The following is a 20925-nucleotide window of genomic DNA, read 5'->3' on the forward strand; positions in this document are numbered from 1 at the left end:
TCCGTGTCTAGCGAGGTGATGTCAGGGCGGCGGGCGCGACGACCCGATCCCGGCCTGCGATCAGGCCGGACACGACAAGGCCGAGGCCGATCACGGCCACCAATCCGGCCACGGCCTCGAACCCGCCGGTCCACTGGTGCAACAGACCGACGCCGAGCGGCGACAAGGCCGCCGGGACATAGCCGACGCCCTGGGCCATGGCGGACAGCTGCGACGCCGTCTGGCTGTCGGCCGAGCGCAGGAGCACCAGGGTCAGGGCGAGAGAGAACAGGCCGCCCTGCGCCAGTCCCTGGACGACTGCCCAGACCCAGACGCCCGACAGGGGCGCCAGCAACAGGCCCAGCAGCCCTCCCGTCGCCGCCAGCGACAGGACCAGGGCCAGGCCCCGCTGGTCCGGCCGCCGCGCAGCCGCCGCGGGTATAGTCAGGGAGGTGGCCAGTTGGACCAGGATCAGAACGGAGAGGACCAGGCCGGCGGTCTCGGCGTCGAGGCCCCGCTCGCGCAGGATGGGCGCCAACCACCCCAGAACACAGAAGGCCAGGGCCGACTGAAACCCCATGAAGAGGGCCACGCTCCAGGCCAGGGGGTGACGCCAAAGCCCTGGAACCGGCGCGGCCTCAGCCCGCGCGCCTGGAGCCCCGCGCCGCGCCAGAGGCAGCCAGACCAGGCAGACGACGACGACCGGCGCGGCCCACATCGCCAAGCTCATTCGCCAGCCCCCGCCCAGCGCGGTCTCGACGGGAATGGTGACCGCAGCCGCCAGGGCGGCGCCGCCGGAGATGGCCGTGACATAGGCCCCCGTCAGCCAGGCGGAGCGGGCCTGAAAATCGCGCTTCACGAGCGCTGGCAACAGCACATTGGCCGTGGCGATGGCGGCGCCGGTCAGGATCGAAAACGAAAACAGGGCCCAGACCGGTCCGAGGGCCCGGCACGCCGTGCCCAGGGCGATCACCAAGAGCGCGCCGAACAGGCTGCGCTCCATGCCCCACCGTCGCGCCAGCCGCGGCGCAAGGGGTGCGAAAACGCCAAGACACAGAACCGGCAGGGTCGTGAGCAGGCCGACCTGCCAGGGCGCCAGACCCGTCGCCAGGGCGACCTCGGGCAGGCGCACAGAAAGACTGGCGAACACCAGCCTCAGACAGAAGGCGGATCCGACGATTCCAACCGCCAGGAGGCGTCGATCGGGCCCTCCCGCCGCGTACTGGGACATCATTCAGACTCTGCCCCTCCCCCGACATGCAAAAGGATATCGCCACGCGTCTTGCAAGTTGTCATTCGAAAGTGAGAATAAGATTTCAATGACAGACACGCAAGGCAGACCATGCTGATCGACGTCCATGCGCACCTCTTCACCCCAGGCATGCTGAATCGGCATCCGTTCTGGGGCCCTTTCATGAAGCCGCAAGGGCTGACGGTGGGGCATTTCTCGCTCGGCACCAAACAGCCGGCCAAGGCGGCGACCGATGCAGAGGCCGAGGCCAACCTCCTGGCGCGAATGACCCATGAGGCGCGCCTGGCCGTGATGGAACAGCGCGGCGTCGACAAGCTGGTGCTGTCCACCCCCTCCCACGCCTTCATGTACTGGGCCGGCGAATTCGGGACCGAGTACGCCCGGATCTGCAACGACGAACTCTCAGCCTTCTGCCGCGTCATGCCAGACAAGTTTGATTTCTGGGCCCACGCCAATCTCGCCGATCCGGAAGCCGCGGTGGAGGAGATCGACCGCGCCGTGCGGGTGCTGGGGGCCAAGGGGCTGTGCGTGGGCGGCACCAATTTCGACGGCATCCAGACCTATGACGAAAGACTGTTTCCGGTCTGGGCCAAGCTGGTCGAACTCGACGTGCCCATCATGGTCCACGGCTTCAACCAGTCGATCTATCTGGGCGAGCGTCATCATGAGGACCGGTTTGAAACCACCTCCATCGTCGGCGACTGCGTCGATGAGACCCTGTTCTTCTGGTACCTGATCTGCGGCGGAGCGCTGGACGCCTTCCCGACCCTGAAGACCTACATCACCCATGCGGGAGGCATGTCGGTGTTCCAGCTGGGCCGCCTCTCGGAGCTGAACGGGGTCATGGCGCCCGACGCCCGAAACCAGCGTCCGTTGATGGACTACATGAAGAACTTCTACTTCGACCTGGACGTCCACCATCCGGCCCTGCGCCGCGCGGTCGCCGAGGTCGTCGGGGCCGACCAACTGGTCTACGGCACCAATTTCGGCGGGGCCTACGACTATGGCGACCTGACCGACGGGATTGATCTGTCGGACAGCGATAGAGAGAAAATTCGCAGCGGCAACGCCATCAGACTTCTCAAGCTCGACATGAGCGCATCGCCTTCAAGTCTATGATTTCAAAGGTAGACGGGCCGAATTTTCGCGCCGGTCGCCGCTTAAGGTTTGCTTTGACGGCCAAACGCCATTCGCGATAGAGAATGACTGAACATCTTTTATCGATCCGTTCAAAAAATACCGCGCCGCCCGCGACGCGCACAATGGTTCAACGAGGCCCCAGAGGACCTCGACAGGAGGAAATCACATGCTGATCGATCTTCACGCCCACGCCCCGCTGCCCGGCTATTACAATCAGGACCCCCACTGGGGCCCCTTCTTCGAGAAACACGACGACGGCCATATCCGCCTGCGCGTGGGGGAATGGATCCTCTCCCTCGGCTCTCCGGAACGACGCGCCGCCGTCAATCGCGGCGAGACGATGGAAGTCGCCGAATTCATGTCCAAGTGGAATGATCCGAAGCACCGCCTGGCGGGGATGGACGCCCTCGGCCAGGACGCCCAGGTCCTGTCGGTGCCCTCGCACTGCTACATGTATTGGGCCGACCCCGCCTTCGCCAACCGCTTCTCCACCAAGGTCAACGACACCCTCGCCGACTACTGCGACCGTTCGGACGGCCGGTTGATGATGTGGGCCACCGCCGCCCTCCAGGACCCCGTCAACGCCGCCAAGGAGATCCGTCGCGCCTGCACGGAACTGGGCGCCAAGGGCCTCAGCGCCGGCGGCTCCAACTTCGGCGGCATGGAGTTCGACGACCCGCGCATGGACCCGATCTGGGAGGTCCTGTGCGACCTTGACCTGCCGATGTTCGTGCACGGCTACAACCAGTCGGTGACCTGGGGGCCGAAGGCCAACACCGACAAGTACGAGACCACGGCCATCGTCGGCATGAACTACGACGAGACCAAATGCTTCTGGTATCTGATTTGCGGCGGGGTCCTGGACCGCTTCCCCAACCTGAAGGTCTACATCACCCACGCTGGCGGCTTCGTGCCCTATCAGCTGGGCCGACTGGCGCAGACCATCAAGAACCTCGACGTGGTCCACAACAAGAAGGATCTCGAGGAATACCTGCCGAACTTCTGGTTCGACCCCGAACTGCACGAACTGCCGATGCGCCAGGCCCTGGTGGAGGTGATCGGCGCAGACCGCCTGGTCTACGGCACCAATTTCGGCGGCTCCGACGCCATCCGCGGCGATCTGACGACCGGCCTGCGGATGTCGGCCGAAGACCTCGAGAAGGTGCGCTGGAAGAACGCCGTCGACCTGCTCCACATCGACCTCGACAAGATGGGACGCGCCAAGACGCTCGTCGCCGCCTGACCCCGTCGGCTGACGGCGGCCCCGAGCCGTCGTCAGCCGACCCGCCCCCCTCCGCTGCTGCTTGCAACCGTCAGGACCTCCGATGCCCCGCCATGCCGACTGCAAGATCTGCACGATGCTGGAGACGGCTCCGCCCGAGAACCTGGTGCTCGACGGCGAACACTGGGGCGTGGTCGCCATGCGCGAGGCAGCCGGCGTGCTGATGGTCTTCACCCGCGACCACGACCAGGGCGTCGGCTCGATCTCGGACGCCGCCGCCGCCGGCTTCGGGCCGCTGATCAAGACCCTCTCGGCCGGCCTCTCAGCCTCCGGTTTCGAAAAGACCTCGGTGATCTCGCTCGGCGACAACGCCGTCCATACCCACTTCATGCTCGTGGGCCGCAAGCCGGCGGACGCGCCCATCTTCGACAATACGCCGCTGATGGCCCGTCTCGCCTGCAAGGAAGGCGAGCGCGCTCGCGCCGTCGCCGGGCGCCTGCGCGACGGGCTGAAGAATTCAGGACTGACCGCATGAAACTGGCCCTATGCAGCGACGGCGGCGCCCCCTTCTGGGCCGTCGTCGACCCCGAGGCTGACGCCGCCCGTCCGATCTCCGGCGGGATCGCCGACTGGGGTCCCGGCGTCACGCGCGGCGAGGGCGAAGCCGCCCTGAGGTTCGAGGGCCCAGCCCGCGCCCTGTCGACGCTGAGGCTGCTCGCGCCGTGCGAGCGCACCAGCAAGGTCGTCATCGCCGGGGCCAACTACAGCAAGCATCTGGTCGAATTCGGCGTCGCTGCGCCTGCCCAGCCGATCGCCTTTCTCAAGGCCTTCGGCGCCCTGATCGGCGCGAACGATCCCATCCGGTACCCGCCCCTCACCGAACAGCTCGACTATGAGTGCGAACTGGTCGTGGTGATCGGCACGGACGAGATCGACCTGGACGCCCCCCTCGCCTGCGTCCTCGGCTATACCGCCGGCAATGACGTCAGCGCCCGCGACCTGCAACGCAGCGGCCCGCCGGGCATCGGCATGGATCTCTACGCCGCCAAGAGCCAGGACCGGGCCACCCCGGTCGGCCCCTGGATCGTCACGCGCGATGAGTTCCCGGCCGGCAGCCCCGCCCTGCGCCTGTCCACCACGATCAACGGCGAAGTCCGTCAGGATGGAACCACAGCAGACATGACCTGGGATGTTTCGGAACTGATCCGCTTCGTCCAGGCCCGGGTGAGCTTCGGCGTCGGCGACCTGTTGTTCACCGGCACGCCCGAAGGCGTCGGTCAGGGCTCCGGGCGATATCTGAACCCGGGCGACCTCGTCGAGGTCGTGCTGGAGGGCGTTGGCGCCCTGCGCAATGTCGTCGGCCCCAAGACCCCGACCTGAACGGCGGCGTTCCGCCGCGGGACGTGACGGCGAGAGCCTAGGCCGGCTTCAGAGCCCTGAGGACGGCGTCGATCGTCGCCTGAAGGCGCAGCGCCAGGGGCTTGCCGTCGCGCGCCGACACAATGGTTTCGCTCAGCGCCAGCCGCACCATCATTTCGGCGATGGCGCTCCGGTCCACCACCACGCCGATGTCGCGCTCCCAGGCGTCGAACACCGACTCCAGCGCCGTGAGAACCCGCGCAATGAAATGGTCGAAGTTCGACTCGAAATACTGCAGCACGAAGGCTGGCTCGACATGCAGGAACTGAGCCCCGCGGTGAGTTTCATTGTTGGAGACGCTGTACTTCAGAAAGGCGGCGAACCGCTCCGCCGGCGTTTTGCAGCCCGCCATGGCGTGGCTGAGCTCTTCGTCGGTCTCGGTGCGAAGACGCAGGACTACGGCCTCCAGCACCGCCTCCATCGAGGGGAAGTAGCGATAGAGGGTCCCGCGGGAAATCTCGGCGGCGTCGCAGACCTCCTGGGCGGTGATCCGCGGCGTGCCGTGGTTCATCATCACGTTCTGAGCCGCGGTGATGATGTTCTCGATCGTTCTGGCGGCGCGCGGATCCGCACGGCGCTTGCGCGCAGGCGCGCCCGGCGGTGCGGCGTCTGTGAGGGCCGAACGCTCGACCGGAGCCTCCGGGCGAGCCCTTCTGGCGCTGACGGTCATACGTATCTTGCTCCGGGAGTTCAGGCGGGACCGTATCCGGTCGGGACCGATCACGCAAACCGCGCCCGCCTGTCAGGACGATATTTCGATACATAATAGCCAATCCTGTATAGAAAATTACAGGAAGATCCGCCTGTTTCATGCCTTGGAGGACCGTCGCACATGCATATCGATCTCAGCGCCAAACGGGTGATCGTAACCGGCGCCAGCCGCGGAATCGGTCGGGCCGTCGCAACGGCCTTCGCCCGGGAAGGCGTGCGCCTGGCGATCTGCTCGCGCAGCGCCGACACCCTGGAGGCCGTCGCCGAAGACCTGCGGGCCCTCGGGGCCGCCGAGGTGATCGCGGTGCCCCTGGACGTGCGCGACACTGCTGCGGTGCGCGCCTTTACGGCTCAGGTCGCCGAGGCCTGGGGCGGGGTCGACGTGCTGGTCAACAACGCCGGCCAGGGCAAGGGCGGAAGCCTTGAGACCCTGGAGCCCGAGGACATCCTCGACCACGCCGACAATATCCAGGTCGCTCATTTCCGCTTCGTGCAGGCGGTGGTTCCGCACATGCGCAAGCAGAAATGGGGCCGCATCATCAACATCAACGCCCTGGCCGGGGCCCTGCCGACGCCCGACGGCATTCCCTCGGTGACCAATCGCGCGGCCGGCATCGCCCTGTCCAAGCTCCTGGGACAGCAACTGGCCAAGGACAATATTCTCGTGAACAGCCTGAACATGGGCTGGATCGACACCGGTCAGTGGGATCGGCACTACAAGGAGATGCCCTCGACCATCAGCCGCGAGGAGTTCCTTGAGATGGTGGTCAAGATCGTGCCGCTGGGCCGCTTCGGCCGACCCGAGGAGGTGGCCCATGTCTGCCTCTTCCTGGCCAGCGACCTGGCCAGCTTCCTCAGCGCGGCCTCGATCGACGTGTCGGGCGGGCTCCAGGGCGCGATCGCCTACTACCCCACGCTGAAACGCGAGATGCAGGATCTGGGGCGAGCGCGCGAGGCCGCGCTCGCCGCCGAGTGACCTAGTAGGCCTCTCCCTGGGGATAGAGCGCCAGCCGGGCGATGTTCGCCCGGTCCGGCTGCTCCAGCATGAAGCGGATGGCGCGAGCGATGTCTTCGGGATCGAGCGCGACCGGGTTCTCGACCTTGGCTGCGGCCATCATCTTGTCGAACATTTCGCTCGAGGTCGAACCCGGCGCGATGGTGCCGACCTTGACGCCGGTGCCCGCCAGTTCGATGCGCAGCGACTGGGTGAAGGCCTCCAGCCCGTGCTTGAGCCCGCCGTAGACCCCGCCCGCCCTCGAGATGAGATAGGCGCTGATGCTGGAGACATTGATGATCGCACCCGACGACTGGCTGCGGAATTCGCGGGCGAAGACGTAGGAACTGCGCACCACCGCCTCGAAATTCACACGGATCATGTAGCTGACCGCGTCCAGGTCGATGGTGTCCATCGTCCCGACCGCCATGACGCCGGCATTGTTGACGACCACGTCGGCGCGTCCGAACCCTTCCTTGGCCAGGGCCAGCAACTGCTCCGGCGTCCCGGCCTCGGCGATGTCGGCGGCCAGCAGGACGCTGGGCCCAGGCAGGGTCGACGCCAGGGCCTCCAGCTTCTCCAGGCGGCGGCTGGTCAGGACCAGGTTGCAGCCGGCCCGGCTGAGCTCCAGCGCCGTCGCCGCGCCGATGCCGGTCGAGGCGCCGGTGAGAACGACCGTCTTTCCCTTCAGGTCCATTGGCCCGGCGCCTTCTTCATGCTCTCGATGGTGGGACGCATGTCGGCGACACTGGGCAGATGGGCGGTGAAGCCGCCATCGACTGAGAGGATCTGGCCGGTGACATAGCTGCTCAGCTCGGAGGCCAGGAAGACCACCATGTTGGCGATGTCGCGCGGCACGCCCAGTCGCGGCACCAGACAGTGACTGAGGAAGATGTCCTGGATATGGGCCGGCAGCCGCTGCTCCATACCGGGCTGGATGATCAGACCCGCAGCGATGGCGTTCACCCTCACCCCCCTGGGACTATAGGCCGTGGCCATATGCCGGGTCAGGGCGTTGATCGCCGCCTTGCTGGCGGCGTAGGCGAAATTGCTCACGTCGCCGGACAGGGACTGGCCCGACGAGATGTTGATGATCGATCCCGAGCCCCGCTCCAGCATGGAGGGAATGGCGTATTTGCAGAACAGCATCGGGCCGCGGGCGTTGATCGCCTGGACCTGGTCCCAGAGTTCGACCGGCATGTCCGGGATGTCGAGGTCGCGCGAGGAAAAGCCCGTCGCCCCCGCGTTGTTGTCGAGAATATCGACGCCGCCGAAGATCTTCGCGCAGGTTTCGACCACCGCCCGGATGTCGTCCTCGCTAGAAAGGTCGCCGGCCTTGCAGGCGACGTCGTGCCCCTGCCCTTTCAGCCGCTCGGTCACCGCCTCAAGTTCGGCCGCCCGGAGATCGGTCAACAACACCCGCGCCCCCTGCTCGGCCAGGGCCAGGGCCGTCTCTGACCCGATGCTCCCCGCCGCGCCGGTGACCAGCGCGACCTTCCCATCCAATAACGCCATACCCTCGCCTCCCTCTCGTCGTCGGCTTCAGCCGCCCTGTTGTTCCATTTCAGCCACGTTGCCAGGCCGCGACTGATACCCCGGCATATGCAGGCCGCCGTCGACATTGATCAGTTCGCCGGTGACGAAGCGGGCCATGTCCGACGCCAGGAAGACCGCCACCGGTGCGATATCCTCCTCGGGATCTCCATTGCGCTGAAGCGGCTTCATCGCCGCGACCCGCTCGGCGAACCCCGGCGAGTCCGCCGCCATCTTCTGGAACACCGTGCCCATGGCCGCCGGCGACAGCAGGTTGACCCGGATGTTGAACCGGCCCCACTCGTGCGCCGCGCTGCGGGTCAGGCCGCGCAGGGCGGACTTGGTGATGCTGTAGTCCGAGTTCAGCCAGGCCCCGGTTTCGACGTCGATCGAGTAGAAGTTGACGATCGAGCCGCCGCCCCTGGCGATCATGTGCGGCCGTGCAGCCTGCATCGCCCACCAGCCGGCCCACAGGCCGGAGTGCAGGGTCGCGTCGAGCATCTCGTCTGTCTTGTGCTCGAGAAGGACCTTGGGGCTCAGGGTGAAGGCGTTGTTGATCAGGATGTCGATGCCGCCGAACCGCTCCACGGTCGCCTCGACCGCGCCCTGGATCTGTTCCTTCACCCTGACGTCGGCCTTGAGCACCTCGGCCTGACCGCCGAGCTCCTCGACCAACTCCTGACGGATCGTCGCGCAGTAGTCGTCGTTGTATTCCGCCACCATGACCGAGGCGCCCTCGCGGACGAATTTGCGGGCGATGCCTCTGCCGATGCCGCCGCCGCCGCCGGTGACCAGGGCGACCTTGCCGTCGAGCAATCCCATCAGAGCAGTTCCTCAGGCGTACGGACCGTCGTCCCGAGAATCGGACCGACCAGTTCATGCCCCCAGTAGCTGAGACGCTCGGCGTTGAGTTCGAACGGATCGCCCGGCCAGGGATGGGTTTCGGCGATCACCTCGACGGCGAAGCCGGACGGCGAGAAGTGATAGAAGGAGAAATGGGGATCCTGGGTGTGCTGGCCGAGGGTCATCTGCACCGGGATGCCGCGCTTGTTGACGATGTCCCAGGTCTCGCCGACGTCGCGCAGATCGCCCGTCAGCAGGCCCATATGCTGGACCCCCATCCGGCCCGGCGCATGGCCGTAGCCGATGTCATGACTGGTCAGGTTGTTGAGCCCGGCGCGGTAGAAGCCGGTCTTGCCCTTGCCCGCGCCCGAGCCGTACCACTGGAAGCCCATGATGTTGATCAGGAAATCATCCAGCTCCGGACCGTATTCAGGAGTGATCACCACGACATGGCCGAAGCCCCGGCCATGGGTGTTGAAGCCGCCGTGGCGACGCCCGGGGATAAAGGAGTCGGGCTCGCCCTTCTGGCCGTAGAAGAGTTCGTACTGGTAGCCCACGGGATCCTTGAACCGGACCACGTCGCGCACGGCGCGGCGCGCCCGCAGATCGTCTGTCCCGTGTTCCACGGCTATGCCGGCGTCTTCGAGCTTCTTGACGGCCTTCTCGAAGGCGATCCGGTTGACGCATTCCCAGCCGATATAGGCCAGCTTGTCGATGGGGCCGGGCTGGAAGGCGAACCGATAGCGGCGGTCGTCCATGCGCAGATAGAGGGACTCGGGCTCGTCCTCAGGCGACGGGGCGACAGCGAGGCCGAGCACCTCGGGGCCATAGGTGCGCCAGGCGCTGATATTGGGGCTCTCAAAGCCGAGATAGCCGATGCCGCGGATATCCATTGTCCTGATCCTTGTCTTGCAGGTTTTTCAGCAGGCGGTGGTGCCGCCGTCGATGATGAAGTCGGCGCCCGTGATGAAGGCGGCCTCGTCGCTGGCCAGGAAGGCGGCCATGCCGACGACGTCTTCCGGTTCGCCGGGCCGGCCGAGCGGAATTCCGCTGGTCAGCTGGGCGCGCACCGCCGGATTCTCGACAAAGGCGCGCGTGCCGGGGGTGATGATGAAGCCCGGGCTGATGCTGTTGGCGCGCACGCCGTGGGCGGCCCCCTCCAGCGCCGCCTGGCGCGTCAGGGCGATGACCCCGCCCTTGGTGGCGTTGTGGGCCGCGGTGCCGTTACCGCGCGACCCCTGCCATCCGGCGGTCGAAGCGACGTTGATGATCGCTCCGCCCTGCCTGGCCAGATAGGGCCAGGCGAACTTCATGCTCAGGAAGACCAGGTCGAGTTCGTTGCGGATGGTGAAGCGCCAGTCCTCGACGGAGAGTTCGGCGATCGAGCCGAACCGCGCGGCCGAGGCGTTATTGTAGAGGATGTCGATGCGGTCGTGCTCGGCGACGGCCCTGGCGATCCAGGCCGCCGCGCCCTCCGGATCGCCGAGATCGCAGACCATGGTCGTCATGGCGCCGCCGGCCTCGGCGACCAGCCGCAGGGTCTCGGCGTCGGCCTCGGCGTTGACGTCGCATCCGACGATGACGGCGCCGTCGGCGGCGAACCTGAGGGCCGCCGCCCGCCCCTGGCCGCCGCCGGTGCCGGAAATCAGGGCGACCCGTCCCTCCAGCCGGCGCGTCACAGGGGGGCTCCTTCCTGTGCCGCCCGCGCGTCTCGGGCGTCCAGCGCCGCGCGGATGGCGGCGTGTTTGTCACGGGTCAGGGGGTAGGTGAAGGCCAGCCAGGCGCCGAGCAGGAACAGAACCGCCGACGGACCGGCGAACACCATCTCCAGACCGGATATGGCCTCCGGCGTATTGGTCGCCATCAGCGCGGGCTTGTAGCCGACCAGGGCCAGAGCCGCGAAGGACAGGCCGACGGCCAACGCCCCGCCCAGCTTCCAGCTGCTGATCAGCAGAGCATAGAGGACGCCGGTCTGGTCCGAGCCCGAGTCCAGCCGAAGCTCGTCGCCCGCGTCCGCCATCATCGCCCGCGGCAGGAGGTTGAAGGCGCCGAACGACAGTCCCCAGCCCATCATGCCCAGGGAGGCGGCCAGGAGGTTCCCGTCAGGCAGAAAGACAAAGACCACGCTGACGACCGCAGCGAGGACGCCCGAAATCCCGAGTACGAAATGCTTGTCGAGCCGACGCGCCAGCCAGGCGACGGCCGGCACGGTGATCATGGCGGTGACGACCTGGGCGATGAGGACGACGCCGACCGCGCTTCGATCCAGCCCCTTGGCCGCTGTGATGAAGAAGACCAGCATCGCCGAGGCCGTACCGAAACCGAGCCCGAACAACAGGTCGATGGCGGCGATGCGAAACACCGCCTTGCGCCCCACCACGGCCAGATAATCCTTGAGGCCGACGATGTGACGCTGGGTGACGGCCGCCGCCTCGGGCACCCGCCAGGCGGCCAGGGCCACGGCGGGCGCCATCAGCAGGATGATGATCCAGCCCATGAGGCGCGTCGGCTCCAGGCCGGTTTCGCCAAGCTTCGACAGGAGGATGGGAAAGCCCATGACCGTCAGAATGCCCAGCAGCGAAGCAAACTGCAGCCAGGCGTAAACGCGCGATCGCTCGTCGTAGCTGGTGGCAAGACCGGAAGCCAAAGCCAGCTGGGCCAGCGACAGGATGGACCAGCCCAGGAAGGCGGCCGTCAGGGTCGCGAGCAGATACAGCGGCCCCACGCCGGGCTGGGCCATGAAGAGCAGATAGACCGCCAGCATCAGCGCCGGCGCGCCAAAGATGAGCCAGGGCCGGTAGCGGCCCCAGCGGCTTCGGGTCCGGTCCATCGCCGCGCCCAGCAGGGGATCGACCACGATGTCGAAGACGCGCACGCTGGTGAAAATGACGCCGATGACGGCCAGGGGCAGCCCCAGAACCGTGGCGTAATGCTCGGGAATCATCACCACCAGCGGCAGGGACAGGGCGGTCAGAGGAATGCCCATCAGCGACAGAGACAGCAGGCCTGGCGGCCTGCGATCGCTGCGGACGCGCGCCGTCGGGCTCGCCGCGACTGACGGGGCGGTCATCCTTCGACAGGTTCCACAACGATGGCCGCCTGCGGGCAGGATTCGGCGCCTTCAATGGCGCGCTCGAGCAGCTCGGGCGGGACCAGTTCGGTGGTCAGAACCACCAGCCCGCCCTCGAGCTGATAGATCTCGGGGCAGATTTCCACGCACGTCCCGTAGCCGCAGCAGGCGCTACGGTCGGCGACGACGCGATGCGCGATCGCAGTTGCACTCATCTTCTTCCTCCGTGCCGGGCGTCCCTTTGGGACTTCTCCGGGGGCCTGCGGCCCGTCGTTCCTCAACAAATCGATGAGTTGCATTTTCTATACAGAAATGCCACCTCTGTTCAAAATTATGTGGCGCTCAGCGCCCAGGAGGAAAGACATGCTGGACCGGACACGGACGACACTTTCGGACGGGACGACCATCGACGACCTGATCAATATCGAGACGCGGGAAGTTCAGCTCAGGGCGATCTCGGACCCCGAGCTCTACGACATCGAGATGCGCAAGGTCTTCGGCAAGACCTGGCTGCTGCTGGGCCACGAAAGCGAGATTCCCAATCCCGGCGACTTCATCACCCGCCTGATGGGGTCGGACCCGGTTCTGATCACGCGCCAGAAGGACGGCTCGATCCGGGTGATGCTGAACGTCTGCCCCCACCGCGGCATGCGCGTCTGCACGGCCGACGCCGGCAACGCCAAGGTCCACACCTGCATCTACCACGGCTGGGCCTTCAAGAATGACGGCGACTTCATCGGCGCCCCGGTGGCCGGCGAGAAGATGCACGGCGACATCCTGCCCAAGGAGAAGCTCGGCCTGACCCAGGCGCGGAGCCATCTCTACGGCGGCCTGATCTTCGCCACCTGGAACCTGGAAGGCCCTTCGTTCGACGAGTTCCTCGGCGAGATGAAGTGGTATTACGACATGCTGTTCTGCCGGACGGACAAGGGCCTGGAGGCCCTCGGCCCGCCGCAGCGCTTCACGATCAAGGCCAACTGGAAGACGGCCTGCGAGCAATCCGCCTCCGACGGCTTCCACACCCTGACTTTGCACCGCTGGCTCGGCGAGTTCGCCAAGTTCGGCGACGGCGACCTGACCACCTCCATGTACGGCACGGAAGTCAGTTCGCTCCAGGGCCACTCCCTGCGCTGCATGCCCGTGGCCAACAAGTTCAAGCAGGCGGCGGGCTTCCGCGACGGCAATCTGACGCTGGAGGAGAAGCTGGCCATCGTGCCGCCGCCCGGCATCACCAAGGAGATGCTTCCCGAGCTGATCCGGAACCTGTCGCCGGAACAGCTGGGCCTTCTGGTCGACAGCCCGCCCCAGGTCGGAGGCATGTTCCCCAACGTCCTGATCGCCTTCATCTACGTGCCGCAACCCGACGGCGAGATCATCGGCCTGACGTCGCTGCACACCTATATTCCCAAGGGTCCGGACGAACTGGAGTTCTGCAACTACATCCTGGCCGAAAAGGACGCGCCCGAAGAACACAAGCAGAAGGCGCTGCAGTTCGCGGTGCGCATGCTGGGCACCTCCGGCATGGTGGAACAGGACGATTCCGACACCTGGCCGCACATCACCCAGACGGCCAAGGGCGCAGCCGCCCGCAACATCACGATGAAGTACCAGGCGGTCTGCACCACCCCTCCCCGCCCCGACTGGCCGGGCCCCGCCCTGGTCTATGAGGGCTTCACCAAGGACGACACCCAGTGGAACTGGTGGCTGGCCTATCGCGAACTGATGAACGCCCCCGCTTGATCATCATCATCGCCGCCATCATCAGGATCACAACACCATGACCATGAACGCCGTCATCCCCACCGACGTCAGCGTCGCCTCGGATGCCCCCTTCCGCCCCAACCGCGTGCCGGTGGGCTCTCCCGCCTATAATGAGATCACCGAGTTCCTGTACGAGGAGGCCTGGCTGCTGGACGAGATCCGTCTGGCCGAATGGGTGGCCCGGCTCGATGTCGACCTGCGCTACACCTGCCCGGTGCGCCAGACCCGCCCCCTGCACCAGCACGCACAGTCCATCGTGCGCACGGTGATGCATTTCGACGAGACCTACGCCTCGATCCGGGGCCGCGTCGGCCGCATCACCGACACCCGCAGCGCCTGGGCCGAAGACCCCCCCTCGCGCACCCGCAGGCTGGTGACCAACATCCTCGTGGACTCCACCGACGATCCCGACGAGTTCGAGGTGAAGAGCTATCTGCTCTGCAGCCGCAGCCGTTTCGAGGAAACCAACCTGCTGTTCCTCAGCTGCGTCCGCCACGATCTGCTGCGTCGCTACGACGACGGCATCAAGCTGGCCCGCCGCGAGATCATCGTCGACCAGACGGTTCTGGGCTTCCCCAACCTCGCCATCTTCCTCTGAACCGACGGCCGCGAGCCGCCGGCGCCGATCCTTCGGCGCCGGCTGGCGCGCGCCTCCCCCCCCCGAACCAGGAGCCTTTCCATGCGCGCAGGCGTCATATCGGGCGACGGAGCCGCCCCCGTCCTCCAGGACTTTCCCGAGCCCGCCCCGCAGGACGGCTGCGTCCTGATCACGGTGGACACCGCCGGCCTCGGCGGCTGGGACGTCCTCGGGGCCTATCGCCTCGGGGTCCAGTATCCCTGCGTGATCCGCGGTGAAGGCGTCGGCCGCGCCGAAGACGGGCGCCGGGTCTATTTCGGGGAGCGATCCGTCGCGCCTTGGGGCGCCTGGGCCGAAAAGACGCTCGTTCCGGCCGCCGAGGTCTGGGATGTTCCCGACGACGTCGACGACCGCACCGCCATCACCATGGGCATCGCCGGCACCGGCGTCCTGGTGCCTCTGGAAGCGGCGAACATCCAGCCCGGCGAGCGCGTGCTGATCCTCGGCGCCACCGGGGTTCTGGGACAGATCGGCCTCCAGCTCGCCCGGAATCTCGGCGCCGGCCGTGTCGTCGCCGCCGCGCGCAGCCGGGCCGGCCTCGACAGGCTGATGGAACGCGGCCTGGCCGACGCCGCCGTCGCCATGGGCGGAAGCGACGACGTCGAAAAGCTGAAGACCGCTTCCGGCGGCGAAGGATTCGACGTCGTGCTGGATCTGGTCTTCGGCCAGCCCTTCCTGTCCGCCGTCAAGGCGACGAAATGGGGGGCGCGGCTGATCACCATAGGCACCGGCGCCGGGCGGGTCGTCGAATTGAACATCGGCGACCTCCTGTTTCGCACCCTCACCTGCATCGGCACGGGGCAGCGGCCGCCCGCCGACCGCGAAGCCATATGGCGCAGGCTGCTGGCGATGCAGAAGGCGCAGGCGATCGAGGTCGACTACGCGGATCATGAGTTCGCCGACCTCGCCGAGGCCTGGGCCGCCCAGGTCCGCGGCCCGCACGCCAAGATCACGGCCCGGGTGGGTTGATGCGGGTCGCGGAGGACAGTGAGCGCCTCCGCGACCCGCAAGCCCCTGCGGCCTCAGCCGGCCGCCAGCGCGCCCTCGACGGCCGCGGTCAACCGCGGATCGGCGGCCTCGACGTCCGGCGCGAACCGCGCGAGGACCTGACCGTCGCGGCCGATCAGGAATTTTTCGAAATTCCATACGACCTCGCCCGGTGCGCCGACGGGGACGCCATATCCGGCCAGGCGTTCGCGCATCGGGCCGTCGCCCACCGTCTCGGGCCGCAGCGACGTCAGCGCGGCGTAGAGCGGATGGATATCGTCGCCCTTCACGCTGATCTTGGAATAGAGGGGAAAGGTGACGTCGTAGCTGGTCCGGCAGAAGCCGGCGATCTCGTCGTCAGCGCCCGGCTCCTGGCCGTTGAAGTTGTTGGCGGGAAAGGCCAGCACCTCGAGACCGGCCGCCTGATGGGTGCGGTAGAGGTCTTCCAGGCCTCCGTATTGAGGCGTCAGGCCGCACTTCGAGGCGACGTTGACGATCAGCAGGACCCGGCCGGCGTGGTCCGCCAGGCTGTCGGTCTGTCCATCGATGCGGGTCAGGGGAATGGCGGAGATCGCAGGGCTCATCGGGGGGCAATCCTTGTCGCGCGAGGATCATGGCTCGCACCGGCAAGCCTAGCCCATTCCCCCGGGCTCCGCTGCCGCAAACGCCGTTCCACAGGCCAAAAACAAGGAGCGACCGCCCCGTGAACCGCACGCCCGTCGATATCGTCAGCGCCTTCCTCGACGCCTGGTCCGAAGGTCCGGAGCCGCTGGAAAAGGCCTTGCGCGCCCTGTTCCGGCCCGACACGCGATGGACCAATATGGGCCTGTCCGAAACCATTGGCGTCGATGAGGCCCTCGCCCTGGGCGCGCGCTTCGAAGCGGCCATGGGTTATGCGAAGATCCTGGTCGACACCGTCCATATCGCCGCCTGCGGCAACATCGTCCTGACCGAGCGGATCGACCGCCTCGTCGCCGCGGACGGTCGGGAGATCGCCGCCTTTTCCATCGCGGGCGTCTTTGAACTGGACGACGACGGCAAGCTTGTTCGCTGGCGCGACTACACGGACCCGTCCGCGATCGCCGCCATTCACGGCCATGAGCCCGACAAGGACTGAAGAACGCCGATCGCCTGATGGACAAGTCCCTCAGAATATTATTCTCTATCCAAAACAGAGCACGCCCGCATTCGCGAGGCGGGCCGAACCCCAGGAAGGACTATCGATGAACACCCAGCCTGCACCCAACGCCTCCCTCGCCGAAGGCTTCGCCCAGGTCGGCGCCCTGTTCGCCGGAGACGACGGCGATCTCGACAGAATCTATCGCGAACACCGCGCCAACAAGCCCGTCATGCAAGGCGACATCTGCGCCGAACTCGGCTCCGCCTCCTTCGCGGGCCATACAGGCCGGCCGATCTACACCATCTTCAAGCACGCCGACGTCATGAAGGTGCTGCGCGACACCAAGACCTTCACCAGCGGCATCCTGATGGAGACGGGCCTCGGCCCCTTCCTCGACGGCCTGATGATCACGGGTCTGGACGGCGACGAACACCGCCAGCTGCGCGGCATTCTGCAGCCCTCCTTCACCCCCGCGGTGATGGAGGAGTGGCGCGAAACCTATATCCGCCCCCTGATCCAGCGCTCCTTCATCGAGCCGCTCATCCCGCTCGGCAAGGCCGAGCTGGTGAGCACGGTCGGCGTCATGTTCCCGATTCACGTCGTCTACGCCGTCCTGGGATTTCCGGACAACGACCCGGCCGCCCTCGAGACCTTCGCCACCAAGGCCCTCAAGGTGCTGGGCGGCATGGCCAATAATCCTGAGGCGAAGCGAGCGGCCTTCGAGGCCTTCCAGGAACTGTACGAACCCACCCTCCTGGCCGTCCAGGCGCGGCGGGCCTCGGGCGCCGAAGGTCCGGATCTCATCAGCCGCCTGATCCGGGCGGAATTCGAGGGCCGCACGCTCGACGATCACCAGATCACCAACTTCGTCCGCATGATGCTGCCTGCAGCCTCCGAGACCACCTCGCGCACCTTCGCGATCATGATGACCCACCTCTTCGACCATCCCGAGGTGCTCGAACGTCTTCGCGCCGACCGGACCCTGATGCGCAAGGTGTTGGACGAAAGCGTCCGCCATGACGCCGTCGCCACCTTCAAGGTGCGCGAATGCCAGGCCGACGTGACGCTGCAGGACGTGGTCATCCCCAAGGGCTCCATCATCTCGGCCTGCGTCGGCTCGGCCAATCGGGACGAGACGGTGTTCGAAAACCCCGACGTCTTCGACATCGACCGCAAGCAGATGGCGGCCTTCGGCTTCGGCTTCGGCGCCCATATGTGCGTGGGCATGTGGCTGGCCAAGGTGGAGATCGAGGAGGCCGTGGGCCTCCTGCTCGACCTGCTGCCGAACCTGAGGCTGGACCCCGCCTTCCCCCGTCCGGTCGTCCGCGGCGTATCGCTGCGCGGCCCCGACGCGGTCCATGTGGTCTGGGACGCCCCCTAGGGCCTCCAGACCCGCGACACCGCGAACCGCTCCGCAGGGGCCTTCACCTCAGGGTGAAGGCCCCTTTTTCTTGGGCTGGGGCTCGCCGGCAAGGCCGCCTCCGGGCGCCGCGGCGGGCGCGGGCTCCAGCCCGTCGCGGTCCCTGCCCCAGCCCCTGCCGTTGCAAAGAGCCCCTCCCTCAGGCCCGTTCATGAAAAAACCGCCGACCGGAAGCCCGGTCGGCGGCGAGAGTTTCGAGAGAGAGAGATAGAAAGAGAGAGGCGCTAGAAGCGCTTGGTCAGGGAGGCGCCGTAGGTGGTCGGCTCGCCGATGAAGCTTGTGGCGAAGCCGAGACCGGACGAGTAGAGGTCGGACAGCTGGCGCACGTTGTACTGCTCGCCCAGGATGTTCTTGCCGTAGATCGCGAACTCGACGTCCTGCGCGTCGAACTGCATGGAGAAGCGGGCGTTCAACAGTCCGTATCCAGGCGTGCGATTCAGCTTGTTCGTCTCGGCGTAGAGGGCCTGCGTCACCGCAGGCTGCAGCGGCGAGGCGGTGACCGGCCCGTAGTATTGCTCGCCGAGGTAGGCGTAGCCCATGTGCAGGGTCACGCTGCCGAACGTCGTGGGAAGGACCTGGGTCGCCCCCACGCTGAACTGAAGCTTCGGCAATTGCGGCAGCTCCTCGCCGCTCCGATCGACAGGACAGATGGACGAGGTGCCGCTCGGCGCCGTGACGCAGCCCGGCAGGTTGGCGCCGGGCACGGACTGCTGCTCCACGAAGGTGCCGCTTTCGTACTCGCCGTCCATCAGGCTGATATTGCCGGCCAGCTCCATGCCCGCCCAAGGACGGTAGGCGCCTTCCAGCTCCACCCCGTAGACGCGCGCATCGCCCGCGTTGACGACGTACTGGGTGCTCGCCCCCGCCGGCGTCAGGGCCGCAGCCTGGCGCTGCACGTCCGACTGCCATGTATGGAAGACGGCCAGGTTGGTGCGAAGGCGTCGATCAAACCAGGTCGCCTTGAGTCCGCCTTCCACGTCGCGCACGTTTTCGGGCTCGAACGCCGGCAGACTGCCGGCCCGGGTGTTCCATCCTCCCGACTTCGAGGCGCCGCGCGTCTGGATATAGGCGAAGACGTCGGGGGTCATCTGCCAGTCGAGACCCAGGGTCCAGGCGGGATAGTCGAACTCGACTTCCTGGGTCTGGGCGCAGACGCCGGCGACGTCGGGCTTGGCCACGCTGCAGGTGCCCGGCACGCCCCAGGTGCTGTAATTGTAGAGGACGGTGTCGCGGCTGTCCCAGGTCCAGCGCAGGCCGGCGGCCATGCGCAGGGTATCGGTCAGCTGGTAGTAGCCCTGGCCGAAGACCCCGAGGGAGGTGTTGGTGACGTCCGCGTAGTTCTGGCCGGCCAGTCCGGCATAGGGGCGCGTCGCGGCGTTGTAGGGCAGGAAGCCGAAGTTCTGCGACCGACTGAATTCGGCGCCCGTCTCGTCGGAATAGTAGACGCCCGCGATATAGTTGAAGCGTTCGCCGAAAGCGCCGCTGATCTGGAATTCCTGCGACCACTGCTCCGAGGAGTAGCCCGCCCAGGTGGTCAGAATGGGAGCCGGCGTTCCGTCGGTGTCGATGACCCCGTCCGAGTCGCTGAACCTGTAGCCGGTGATCGATTTCAGCGTCACCGGACCGATGTCGATCGACGCATCCAGCCCGAACCCGTAGGCCTCGACCTGGTTGCCGAGCGGTTTGTCATACAGGGCTCGCACCTCTGCAGGCAGGGTTGCGAAGTTCGGGTTGTTCACGGGCTTGAAATAGCCGGTGGCGTAGCTGGTGTAGAAGCTGCCGTCGCGGTGAAGCGAGGCGTCGAGGATCGGCGCCAGGCCGAACGGACCGAAGGAACCGGTCGGTCCGAAGACCTGGGGCGCATAGGCGAGCAGGGCCGTGAACTGGCCGTTGTCCTCGATCTTGTTGTAGTCGCCCGACAGGACCACCCGGGCGCGATCATCCTCATACTTGAGCTTGCCCCTGAAGAAGGTGCTGCTCTGATCCCAGACGTCCCGGCCGAGGGGGATGCTCTTGCCGTATCCGTCGCGCTCCCTGGTGCTGGCCACGAACCGTCCGGACAGGCGCTCGGTGATGGGAGTGTTGAGCACCAGGCTCGCGCCCATCTGGTCATAGCTGCCGGCTTCGACGCGGATCATTCCGCCGAACTCGCCCGTCGGATCGGCGCTGATGATGTTCAGCGCCCCCCCGACGGTGTTCCGGCCGAAGAGCGTTCCCTGGGGTCCGCGCAGAACCTCGACACGCTGCAGGTCGAGCAGGTCGGTCAGCCCCTGCGAAGGACGCGGGATATAGACCCCGTCCACATAGATGGCCACGGCCGGGTCGTTGGAGACGAGGGCCTGCAGATTGCCCTGCCCGCGAATGGCGACAAAGGCGAACCCGGAGGCGCTTGGAGCGCCGGTGGCCACGCTCAGGCTCGGCGCGGTGCGCTGCAGGTCGGTGACGTCTGCGACCTGGTTCCGCTCCAGCGCTTCCGCGCCGACGGCGGTGACCGCCACGGGGGTGGATTGCAGATTCTCTTCCGTGCGGCGCGCCGTGACCACGATTTCATCAAGCTGGGTGGCGCCGGATTGGGGCGCGGCGTCTTGCGCATAGGCAGGCGCGGTAAGGGCCGTACAGGCCAGCAGCCCCAGAGCGCTGCGGTGTAGAGATCTGGACACACGTCGGCCGTTGGTGATCGACATCTTTAACCTCCCCGGTGGGGTCTATCGCCCCGTGTTTCACGACTGCCTGAAGGCGTCGTGTTGAGGAAAAACTAAACAGAATTTAAAATCTGTCGCAAGAATAAATGTCTCAGATAAGAATGACGCCTTCACAATCCAGAACGGACCGGGGGG

21 protein-coding genes are annotated in these 20925 nt (G+C 66.6%); 10 read left to right on the forward strand and 11 right to left on the reverse strand.

The annotated features are described in order from the left end of the window. Positions 1–7 precede the first annotated feature (7 nt). Entirely contained in the window at positions 8–1210 is a 1203-nt protein-coding gene (locus HNP51_RS17370) for an MFS transporter (protein ID WP_184273777.1), read from the reverse strand. 111 nt (positions 1211–1321) lie between these two features. Here HNP51_RS17370 and HNP51_RS17375 point away from each other — a divergent pair, with 111 nt between their 5' ends. The 4 genes from HNP51_RS17375 to HNP51_RS17390 all read left to right on the forward strand — a co-directional run bounded on the left by HNP51_RS17375 (position 1322) and on the right by HNP51_RS17390 (position 4973). Further along, entirely contained in the window at positions 1322–2350 is a 1029-nt protein-coding gene (locus HNP51_RS17375; protein ID WP_184273685.1) for an amidohydrolase family protein, read from the forward strand. A gap of 187 nt (positions 2351–2537) precedes the next feature. Continuing rightward, a complete protein-coding gene (locus tag HNP51_RS17380) occupies positions 2538–3614 on the forward strand; it encodes an amidohydrolase family protein (RefSeq protein WP_184273688.1) in 1077 nt (358 codons plus the stop codon). Between the two features lie 82 nt (positions 3615–3696). Further along, complete coding sequence (locus HNP51_RS17385; RefSeq protein ID WP_184273691.1) at positions 3697–4128, forward strand: hypothetical protein; 432 nt, start codon at positions 3697–3699, stop codon at positions 4126–4128. After that, positions 4125–4973: a fumarylacetoacetate hydrolase family protein gene (locus tag HNP51_RS17390; RefSeq protein WP_184273694.1), complete on the forward strand. Its 849-nt coding sequence runs from the start codon at positions 4125–4127 to the stop codon at positions 4971–4973. The genes HNP51_RS17385 and HNP51_RS17390 overlap by 4 nt, the downstream gene beginning before the upstream one ends. 37 nt (positions 4974–5010) lie before the next feature. On the opposite strand, the gene HNP51_RS17395 is transcribed toward HNP51_RS17390, so the two are convergent. After that, complete coding sequence (locus tag HNP51_RS17395; RefSeq protein WP_184273697.1) at positions 5011–5682, reverse strand: TetR/AcrR family transcriptional regulator; 672 nt, start codon at positions 5680–5682, stop codon at positions 5011–5013. A 162-nt stretch (positions 5683–5844) separates the two neighbouring features. On the opposite strand from HNP51_RS17395, the gene HNP51_RS17400 reads away from it, so the two are divergent. After that, a complete protein-coding gene (locus HNP51_RS17400; RefSeq protein ID WP_184273700.1) occupies positions 5845–6699 on the forward strand; it encodes an SDR family oxidoreductase in 855 nt (284 codons plus the stop codon). Position 6700: 1 nt separating this feature from the next. On the opposite strand, the gene HNP51_RS17405 is transcribed toward HNP51_RS17400, so the two are convergent. From HNP51_RS17405 to HNP51_RS17435, 7 genes are read right to left on the reverse strand one after another with little or no spacing between them, the layout of a single operon-like run. Next, positions 6701–7414, reverse strand: a complete 714-nt coding sequence (locus HNP51_RS17405) for an SDR family oxidoreductase (protein ID WP_178828804.1) — start codon at positions 7412–7414, stop codon at positions 6701–6703. Then, on the reverse strand, positions 7405–8232 hold the full coding sequence (locus HNP51_RS17410; protein WP_184273703.1) for an SDR family NAD(P)-dependent oxidoreductase: 828 nt from the start codon (positions 8230–8232) through the stop codon (positions 7405–7407). The genes HNP51_RS17405 and HNP51_RS17410 overlap by 10 nt, the downstream gene beginning before the upstream one ends. Positions 8233–8259: 27 nt before the next feature. Further along, complete coding sequence (locus HNP51_RS17415; RefSeq protein WP_184273706.1) at positions 8260–9072, reverse strand: SDR family NAD(P)-dependent oxidoreductase; 813 nt, start codon at positions 9070–9072, stop codon at positions 8260–8262. Then, positions 9072–9986 carry a VOC family protein gene (locus HNP51_RS17420; RefSeq protein WP_184273709.1) on the reverse strand — a complete coding sequence of 305 codons (915 nt, stop codon included), beginning with the start codon at positions 9984–9986 and terminating at the stop codon, positions 9072–9074. The genes HNP51_RS17415 and HNP51_RS17420 overlap by 1 nt, the downstream gene beginning before the upstream one ends. Before the next feature lie 27 nt (positions 9987–10013). Beyond that, complete coding sequence (locus tag HNP51_RS17425) at positions 10014–10772, reverse strand: SDR family NAD(P)-dependent oxidoreductase (RefSeq protein WP_184273712.1); 759 nt, start codon at positions 10770–10772, stop codon at positions 10014–10016. Beyond that, the gene (locus HNP51_RS17430; RefSeq protein ID WP_184273715.1) at positions 10769–12163 is read right to left on the reverse strand and encodes an MFS transporter; all 1395 of its coding nucleotides are present in this window, start codon (positions 12161–12163) and stop codon (positions 10769–10771) included. Before HNP51_RS17430 ends, HNP51_RS17425 begins: the two co-directional genes overlap by 4 nt. Beyond that, positions 12160–12378: a ferredoxin gene (locus tag HNP51_RS17435; RefSeq protein WP_178828810.1), complete on the reverse strand. Its 219-nt coding sequence runs from the start codon at positions 12376–12378 to the stop codon at positions 12160–12162. The genes HNP51_RS17430 and HNP51_RS17435 overlap by 4 nt, the downstream gene beginning before the upstream one ends. Before the next feature lie 148 nt (positions 12379–12526). On the opposite strand from HNP51_RS17435, the gene HNP51_RS17440 reads away from it, so the two are divergent. From HNP51_RS17440 to HNP51_RS17450, 3 genes are all read left to right on the forward strand, one after another. Further along, the gene (locus tag HNP51_RS17440) at positions 12527–13903 is read left to right on the forward strand and encodes an aromatic ring-hydroxylating dioxygenase subunit alpha (protein ID WP_184273718.1); all 1377 of its coding nucleotides are present in this window, start codon (positions 12527–12529) and stop codon (positions 13901–13903) included. Positions 13904–13940: 37 nt separating this feature from the next. Further along, positions 13941–14522, forward strand: a complete 582-nt coding sequence (locus HNP51_RS17445; RefSeq protein ID WP_218650511.1) for a 3-phenylpropionate/cinnamic acid dioxygenase subunit beta — start codon at positions 13941–13943, stop codon at positions 14520–14522. An 81-nt stretch (positions 14523–14603) separates the two neighbouring features. Continuing rightward, positions 14604–15530 carry a zinc-binding alcohol dehydrogenase family protein gene (locus HNP51_RS17450; RefSeq protein ID WP_184273721.1) on the forward strand — a complete coding sequence of 309 codons (927 nt, stop codon included), beginning with the start codon at positions 14604–14606 and terminating at the stop codon, positions 15528–15530. A gap of 53 nt (positions 15531–15583) precedes the next feature. Here the strand turns inward: HNP51_RS17450 and HNP51_RS17455 are convergent, their stop codons facing one another. Then, positions 15584–16132, reverse strand: a complete 549-nt coding sequence (locus HNP51_RS17455; RefSeq protein ID WP_184273724.1) for a glutathione peroxidase — start codon at positions 16130–16132, stop codon at positions 15584–15586. Positions 16133–16251: 119 nt separating this feature from the next. Here HNP51_RS17455 and HNP51_RS17460 point away from each other — a divergent pair, with 119 nt between their 5' ends. After that, positions 16252–16665: a limonene-1,2-epoxide hydrolase family protein gene (locus HNP51_RS17460; protein WP_178828814.1), complete on the forward strand. Its 414-nt coding sequence runs from the start codon at positions 16252–16254 to the stop codon at positions 16663–16665. A gap of 106 nt (positions 16666–16771) precedes the next feature. Then, positions 16772–18049: a cytochrome P450 gene (locus HNP51_RS17465; protein WP_184273727.1), complete on the forward strand. Its 1278-nt coding sequence runs from the start codon at positions 16772–16774 to the stop codon at positions 18047–18049. 263 nt (positions 18050–18312) lie between these two features. Here the strand turns inward: HNP51_RS17465 and HNP51_RS17470 are convergent, their stop codons facing one another. Continuing rightward, positions 18313–20772 carry a TonB-dependent receptor gene (locus tag HNP51_RS17470; protein ID WP_184273730.1) on the reverse strand — a complete coding sequence of 820 codons (2460 nt, stop codon included), beginning with the start codon at positions 20770–20772 and terminating at the stop codon, positions 18313–18315. Between the last annotated feature and the right edge of the window lie 153 nt (positions 20773–20925).

The sequence above is a fragment of the Brevundimonas bullata genome, assembly GCF_014207965.1.
GTDB classification, from domain to species: domain Bacteria; phylum Pseudomonadota; class Alphaproteobacteria; order Caulobacterales; family Caulobacteraceae; genus Brevundimonas; species Brevundimonas bullata_A.

Coding starts and splice junctions, on each gene's coding strand:
- HNP51_RS17370 (WP_184273777.1), bottom strand. CDS start 1,210: ATGTCCCAGTACGCGGCGGGAGGGCCCGATCGACGCCTCCTGGCGGTT.
- HNP51_RS17375 (WP_184273685.1), top strand. CDS start 1,322: ATGCTGATCGACGTCCATGCGCACCTCTTCACCCCAGGCATGCTGAAT.
- HNP51_RS17380 (WP_184273688.1), top strand. CDS start 2,538: ATGCTGATCGATCTTCACGCCCACGCCCCGCTGCCCGGCTATTACAAT.
- HNP51_RS17385 (WP_184273691.1), top strand. CDS start 3,697: ATGCCCCGCCATGCCGACTGCAAGATCTGCACGATGCTGGAGACGGCT.
- HNP51_RS17390 (WP_184273694.1), top strand. CDS start 4,125: ATGAAACTGGCCCTATGCAGCGACGGCGGCGCCCCCTTCTGGGCCGTC.
- HNP51_RS17395 (WP_184273697.1), bottom strand. CDS start 5,682: ATGACCGTCAGCGCCAGAAGGGCTCGCCCGGAGGCTCCGGTCGAGCGT.
- HNP51_RS17400 (WP_184273700.1), top strand. CDS start 5,845: ATGCATATCGATCTCAGCGCCAAACGGGTGATCGTAACCGGCGCCAGC.
- HNP51_RS17405 (WP_178828804.1), bottom strand. CDS start 7,414: ATGGACCTGAAGGGAAAGACGGTCGTTCTCACCGGCGCCTCGACCGGC.
- HNP51_RS17410 (WP_184273703.1), bottom strand. CDS start 8,232: ATGGCGTTATTGGATGGGAAGGTCGCGCTGGTCACCGGCGCGGCGGGG.
- HNP51_RS17415 (WP_184273706.1), bottom strand. CDS start 9,072: ATGGGATTGCTCGACGGCAAGGTCGCCCTGGTCACCGGCGGCGGCGGC.
- HNP51_RS17420 (WP_184273709.1), bottom strand. CDS start 9,986: ATGGATATCCGCGGCATCGGCTATCTCGGCTTTGAGAGCCCCAATATC.
- HNP51_RS17430 (WP_184273715.1), bottom strand. CDS start 12,163: ATGACCGCCCCGTCAGTCGCGGCGAGCCCGACGGCGCGCGTCCGCAGC.
- HNP51_RS17435 (WP_178828810.1), bottom strand. CDS start 12,378: ATGAGTGCAACTGCGATCGCGCATCGCGTCGTCGCCGACCGTAGCGCC.
- HNP51_RS17440 (WP_184273718.1), top strand. CDS start 12,527: ATGCTGGACCGGACACGGACGACACTTTCGGACGGGACGACCATCGAC.
- HNP51_RS17445 (WP_218650511.1), top strand. CDS start 13,941: ATGACCATGAACGCCGTCATCCCCACCGACGTCAGCGTCGCCTCGGAT.
- HNP51_RS17450 (WP_184273721.1), top strand. CDS start 14,604: ATGCGCGCAGGCGTCATATCGGGCGACGGAGCCGCCCCCGTCCTCCAG.
- HNP51_RS17455 (WP_184273724.1), bottom strand. CDS start 16,132: ATGAGCCCTGCGATCTCCGCCATTCCCCTGACCCGCATCGATGGACAG.
- HNP51_RS17465 (WP_184273727.1), top strand. CDS start 16,772: ATGAACACCCAGCCTGCACCCAACGCCTCCCTCGCCGAAGGCTTCGCC.
- HNP51_RS17470 (WP_184273730.1), bottom strand. CDS start 20,772: ATGTCGATCACCAACGGCCGACGTGTGTCCAGATCTCTACACCGCAGC.